This window comes from Pseudomonas sp. GM50 (assembly GCF_000282375.1).
Lineage (GTDB): Bacteria > Pseudomonadota > Gammaproteobacteria > Pseudomonadales > Pseudomonadaceae > Aquipseudomonas.
Genome location: NZ_AKJK01000018.1, coordinates 59069 through 65353, shown reverse-complemented (window position 1 = coordinate 65353; position 6285 = coordinate 59069). Strand labels below are relative to the sequence as shown.

Annotated in this window: 4 protein-coding genes; 1 reads left to right on the top strand and 3 read right to left on the bottom strand. The window is 58.8% G+C overall.

Annotated features, from left to right (window positions below):
* Positions 1-1785 (top strand): RHS repeat-associated core domain-containing protein (locus PMI30_RS0129445; RefSeq protein WP_008006442.1); only part of this gene is annotated, 1785 nt, incomplete at its 5' end.
* Positions 1786-1799: 14 nt separating this feature from the next.
* Here the strand turns inward: PMI30_RS0129445 and PMI30_RS25010 are convergent.
* The 3 genes from PMI30_RS25010 to PMI30_RS25020 form a co-directional block, all read right to left on the bottom strand.
* Positions 1800-3461 carry an ATP-binding protein gene (locus PMI30_RS25010; protein WP_443216282.1) on the bottom strand — a complete coding sequence of 554 codons (1662 nt, stop codon included), beginning with the start codon at positions 3459-3461 and terminating at the stop codon, positions 1800-1802.
* A 5-nt stretch (positions 3462-3466) separates the two neighbouring features.
* Positions 3467-4969 (bottom strand): ATPase domain-containing protein, encoded by a 1503-nt coding sequence (locus PMI30_RS25015; protein ID WP_008006438.1) that lies wholly within the window; start codon positions 4967-4969, stop codon positions 3467-3469.
* A gap of 205 nt (positions 4970-5174) precedes the next feature.
* The gene (locus PMI30_RS25020) at positions 5175-6230 is read right to left on the bottom strand and encodes a tetratricopeptide repeat protein (RefSeq protein ID WP_008006436.1); all 1056 of its coding nucleotides are present in this window, start codon (positions 6228-6230) and stop codon (positions 5175-5177) included.
* Between the last annotated feature and the right edge of the window lie 55 nt (positions 6231-6285).

The following is a 6285-nucleotide window of genomic DNA, read 5'->3' as shown; positions in this document are numbered from 1 at the left end:
GGCAGCGGCAGCCGCACCGAATGCACCGCAGTGGCGGCGTTGAGCAATCGCAGCCTGCCTTGGATCGACGGCAGCGAACGTCCAACCGACGCTGAAATCGAAGCCGGTTACGACGCCAACGGCAACCTCAAGACGTTGCAACGCGGCCAGGCGTTGCAGTGGGATGCGCTCAACTGCCTGCGTCAGGTCGATCAGGTCGTCCGTGACGACGGGCCCAATGATGCAGAGTGCTACGTGTATGACGGCAGTGGCCAACGCCTGCGCAAAATCCGTACCGCCTATACCGGAACCCTGACCCGAACCCACGAAACCCGCTACCTGCCGGGCGTGGAGATTCGCACAAGCCCTGAGGAAACCCTGCATGTGATCAGTGTCCAGGCCGGGCGCTGCCGCGTGCAGATCCTGCATTGGGCAAAGGGGCAGCCAGCGGGCATCGCAGCCAATCAGCAGCGCTACACACTGACCGACCATTTGGGCTCGAGCACGCTGGAACTGGACACAAACGCCGACCTCATCAGCGAGGAAAGTTACTACCCCTATGGCGGCACGGCGTGGTGGGCCGGTCGGGACAAAGTGGAGGCAAGCTACAAGACCATTCGTTACTCGGGGCAGGAACGCGATGCCACGGGGCTGTATTACTACGGTATGCGGTACTACATGCCGTGGCGCCAGCGTTGGTTGAGTGCGGACCCAGCGGGGGCAATAGACGGACCGAATTTGTATGCAATGGTGGGGGGGAATCCGATTGGGTATATAGATCAGCAAGGCCTTGCCAAAACCTCCACCAAAGTTTCCTGGGGACAGTACGGTAAAGCGCTGGGCACTAATGTTGCGCGTGGCGTGACGGGAGCCATAGTGTCTGGAGGCGTTAAATGGGGACTTAAAGCCGCAGTGGGAGCAGCAGCAAACTCACCTCTTATTCGCACTGCAAACATGATTCAGAAGTCTGCATCGCATGCTTACGCGGGGCTGGGGATTGCGAAAAACATCGTACGAGCCAATAAAATAGAGAATCGTATTGCGAAGGTCGCGTTGGAAGCGGGGGGGACATTGCTTGGCGTCGGCATCGGGGCGGCCAGTGGTTTTTTTAGTTCGGACCCCTCGGGCGAGTTGATTGATCTGGGAAGAAATGTGGTGAGGTCAAGTATGGGGCGCATGACGTCGGTCATAGGCCCTTCTCTGACATTCCATCGCGGTGTCTCAAGCTCCGCTATTGCAGCAGATTATGCGGCGGATATTAGTTCCAACGTTCTGGTCGATATCACTGAAGGTTTTGTGACCAGCAATGTTTCGGCGACTCTTCCTGGGTTGGCTCGCGCCGGGATCAATGGTGCTGCGAAGCAGATTGTCGGTACGACCTATCGCTCTCTGACAAAGGTAAATGCAAGTTATAAAGAATGGAACTCTTCCTCTTTGGAAAATATATCCAGGGATGATGTAAAAGGCGGCGCAAAGGGAGTGGCTCACGATACTGCAATGGGGACGACTTATGGTGTTTATACGGACCTACTGCACAGAGGGACTGATGCTCTTCTGAATGCAGCAGGTATCCAGTGGAATCCTGTGGCAGAGAGTGTTTACAAGAATATTGATTGGGTAGGCAACATTGATCCGTATGTAGGGCAAGCCGTGCTTGATGGCCACGCCATGGATGAGGTCACGAATGTGCCCACCGCAACTATACCTAGAGCTAAGTGGTCAGCAAAGGGGGAATGGCAAAGACTAGGTCACACTATTGGCTTGTTGTCAACACTTCGCCGAGGACAACAGGCAACATACGTCTAAAGTCTTTGCCGAAACTACTGCGCAATCATCTCCCGCACCTTCGCCGTCAACAAATCGAAGGTGAACGGCTTGGTGATCATCTGCATGCCGGGGTCAAGAAAGCCACCGCGCACGGCGGCGTGTTCGGCATACCCGGTGATGAACAATACCTTGAGATCAGGCCGATACTGCCGGCCGATTTCCGCCAGTTGCCGGCCGTTCATGCCCGGTAGCCCCACGTCGCTGATCAACAGGTCGATTCGCTGACCGGAGTCGAGAATCGGCACGGCGCTGTCGGCATCGCCCGTTTCAACGAAGGCGTAGCCCAATTCACTCAATACGGCGCTGACCAGGACTCGCACGGCGGGATCGTCCTCGACGATCAGCACGGTTTCGCCGTCCCGGGCGTAAGGAGCGTGTTGGGTATCGACTCGGGTGTCCTGGAGCAGTTCTCCGCTGAAACGCGGCAGAAACAGACTGACCGTGGTGCCTTTTCCGACTTCACTGTGAATGCTGACGTGACCGCCGGACTGCTTGCTGAAACCGTAAATCATCGACAACCCCAGGCCCGTGCCCTGGCCGATGGGTTTGGTCGTGAAGAAAGGGTCAAAGGCCCGGTTGATGGTGCTTTGCGGCATGCCGTAACCGGTGTCAATGACGCTCAGGACGATGTAATCGCCCGGTTGCAGATTGCTGTGTGCCTCGGTGAACCCGATATCCAGATGCTGATTGGAGGTTTTGACCAGCAGCTTTCCGCCGTCGGGCATGGCATCCCGGGCGTTGAGCACCAGGTTGAGCAGGGCGCTTTCGAGTTGGTTGGGGTCGGCCTCGGCCACCCACAGTTGCTCGTCCAGCTGCATTTCCAGGTGAATGCTTTCGTTGATGCTGCGCTGCAACAGTTCACCCATGGACACCACCAGGGTATTCATCTGCACGGGTTTTGAATCCAGCGACTGGCGGCGGGAGAACGCCAGCAGACGATGCGTCAGGCCCGCCGCGCGGTTGGCTGAGGTCACCCCAAGATCGATCAAACTGTCCAGGTCCTCGGTGCGTCCTCGGGCCAGGCGACGACGCAGCAGCTCCAGGCTACCGATGATGCCGGTCAGCATGTTGTTGAAGTCGTGGGCTATACCGCCGGTGAGTTGGCCGACCGCTTCCATTTTCTGCGACTGCCTGAGAACCTCTTCGTTGTGGCGCAATTGCGCGGTGCGTTCCTCGACCTGTTGCTCGAGGGTTTCCAGGGTATTTTGCAGGCGCAGTTCGCTTTGGCTCAGATCAATCAACCGGTCCCTGGCTTCATACTGCCGTCGTCGCCCGCGCAACGCCGTGGTGACCAGGCTGATCAGCGTGACCGGATGAAACGGCCGCTCGAGAAAGGTCACGTTGCCCAGTAGCAAACCGAGTCGCGACGCAGGGTTTTGCTCCGGGCCACCGTGGTGGGTCAGCAGTACGATCGGCAGATCCGACCACGCCGGTTGCTGCTCGATCAGACCCAGCAGCGGTTCAAGGTCGGCGCCCAGTAAAGCCTCGGAAGCAATCACCAGCAGGCCGGCACCTAGCGACAGCTCATTGCACAACGCGCCCAGATCCCGGGTGATGACCCCGTCGACCCCTGCCTCGTTGAGCATCATCAGCGCGATCTGGCTGTCGCGTCCCAACGGCGCAAGAATGATCGCACGCTCGGACATCGCCTCCATGGCCGTCACTGGACGTCTTCCTCAAGCAAAGGCGTGCTCGCGCCCAAGTAAGTTGGCACGCCACGCAATACACCCTGGAATGCATCCAGTGGTTCACCGATAGTCATGCCCTGGCTGCTGATGCGGTATTCGCGGATGGTCGATTCGTGGCTGCCGGTACGTTTCTTGATGATCGAGATTGCCCGGCGAACCTTGCCCAGGGCTTCGAAGTAGCGCAACAGAATGACGGTGTCGGCCAGATAGGTAATGTCGACCGGCGCCTGCATGTCACCGACCAGCCCATGCTGGGCGACGGTCATGAATGTCGCGGCGCCTTGGCGATTGAGGTACAGCAGCAACTCGTGCATGTGCAGCACCAGCGCATTTTCCTCGGGCATCGCCGCCTGATAGCCGTTGATACTGTCGATCACCACGGTTTTGATATTGCGTTCATCAACACAACGACGAACCCGGTAGGAGAACTCGCCGGGGGACAATTCGGCGGCGTCCACTTGCTCGATCAGCAGGTTGCCGGTGTCTTCAAGGGCCTTCAGGTCGATGCCGATATTTTTCATCCGCTCGAACAGCAGCCCCAGTTCTTCATCGAAAATAAACAGCGCGGCTTTTTCACCACGGGCTACCGCCGCAGCGGCGAAGACCATCGAGATCAGCGATTTGCCGGTCCCGGCCGGGCCGAGGATCAGGGTGCTTGAGCCCGTCTCGATACCGCCACCGAGCAGGGCATCCATTTCCGGGATGCCACTGGTCAATTGCTGGCGGATATAACGGCCGCGATGTTCGGCTGCCACCAGGCGCGGGAACACATGCACGCCGTCACCCATGATGGTGAAGTCATGGAAACCGCCCCGGTACTTCTGACCGCGATACTTCACCACGCGGATGCGCCGGCGTTCGGCACCGTAATTGGGCGTCAATTCTTCGAGGCGAATCACCCCGTGGGCCACACTGTGCACGGTTTTATCGAGGGCTTCGGTGGTCAGGTCGTCCAGCAGCAGCACCGTGGCCTCGTAGCGCACGAAGTAATGCTTGATGGCCAGAATCTGCCGGCGGTAGCGCAAAGAGCTTTGGGCCAACAGGCGGATTTCGGACAGGCTGTCGACCACTACGCGGGTCGGCTTGACCCGCTCGACCGCTTCGAAAATCTGTTTGGTGGCTTCGCCCAGCTCCAGGTCCGAGGAATACAGCAGACTCTGCTGTTGCTCGGCATTGAGCAGGCTTTCCGGCGGAGTCAGCTCGAAGATGTGGATGTTCTCATCCAGCTCCCAGCCGTGGGACAACGCCCCTTGGCGCAGCTCGCGCTCGGTTTCAGACAGGGTGATGTACAACGAGCGCTCGCCGGCACGGGCGCCAGCCAACAGAAAATGCAAAGCGACGGTAGTTTTGCCGGTGCCGGGTTCACCCTCCAGCAAGAACACGTGGCCGCGGGACAATCCACCGGCCAGGATGTCATCCAGACCTTCAATGCCGGTGGCGGCTTTTGCACTGATCAACTCGTTAGATGTAGACAAGAAATGCCCTCTCATGACTAGGGGAAGCGAGGCAGCAGGCTGCAAGCGCCTGAGTGGACTGCCTGATCACTTGACCTTTCGCCGAGACGGCGGTTCAACCTTTCGTGTTTGTGTGTGGTTCTTGTGAACAAAAAAGCAAAAGATCGCAGCGCCCACAGGCGCGTAGGAGCTGCCGAAGGCTGCGATCTTTTGATCTTGATCTTGATTAAAGCCCTTGCTGCAACGCCGGATCATCCGGATTGAGCTGCTCCAGCTGTGCCAGCAGGATCTGCACGTTCTGCAACTGTCCGCTTTCCTTCCAATAGTTGATCAGCAGCACGCGCGCCTTGCGATCGGCCGGGTGGCGCTGGACGATTTCCTGCAGCTGGTTCTGCGCCGCTTCCAACTCCTGCTCACCATGCAGCGTGGTGGCCAGGTCGTAGCGGTAATCCTTGTTGTCCGGCTCAAGCTCCACGGCTTTGGACAGGCCGAGCAGGGCGAATTCACTTTGCCCGTGATGCAGTAACCAAAGCCCCAGCGCATGTTGCAGGTAGGCCGAGTCAGGCTGGGCTTTTAACTGTTTCGCCAACAATTGCCTGGCGGCATCGCTTTGGCCCTGTTTATCCAGCACTTCGATCTGCATCACCAGTGCCGGCAGGTTACCGGGTTCCAGTTGTAACGTGCGCTCCAAGGCCTGCTGCGCTTCCTTCAGCTCGGTATTGTGCAAGTGCAGGCGCGCCAGTTGATAGTGGATCTCGGCCGTTTCCGGCTGACCCTTGAGGAGTTGCTCCCAGGCATCGATGGCTTGCTCCAAGGGGCCGAAATACAACCCCAGTTCATCCGGCGTCAGGCCCAGCAAGGCATTGACCGCCGCAAACCGCACGCTCGGATCGCTGTCATCGAGCAAAGGCCCCAGCAACAGGCTGCGCTGCCCGCTGGGCACCAACCCATTGATGCTTTTGATCGCTGCGATGCGCACATCCGCCGATGGATGTTGCAGGTCCGCATCCGCCAGCTTCAGGGCTTGCGGGCTTGGGTAGTTGGGCAGTTCGGCATGCAGCCAGACACGGCGCTTGGTCGACAGGTCAGGACGACCCAATTGCTGATAAAGCACCCGCGCCGCGCCCGGTTGACCCGCGCGTGCCTGGGCCAGTGCTTCGCTGTAGCCATGTTTGATCGCCTCCGGCACCACGGGTGTCGTGCTACGCAGGAAAAACCAGGCGAGGACGAGGGCAAACAGTACGCAGAGGCTGATGAGCAAGTAGCGGCGGGACTGAGGCATGCAGGAATCCGGGAGCTGGCAGGCTTTTGCAAAGCCACCAGCTTCGGTCAGGCCG

Bases quoted from the DNA above. Each gene is read 5' to 3' on its own strand.
- PMI30_RS25020 (WP_008006436.1), bottom strand. From the start codon at position 6,230: ATGCCTCAGTCCCGCCGCTACTTGCTCATCAGCCTCTGCGTACTGTTT.
- PMI30_RS25010 (WP_443216282.1), bottom strand. From the start codon at position 3,461: ATGGAGGCGATGTCCGAGCGTGCGATCATTCTTGCGCCGTTGGGACGC.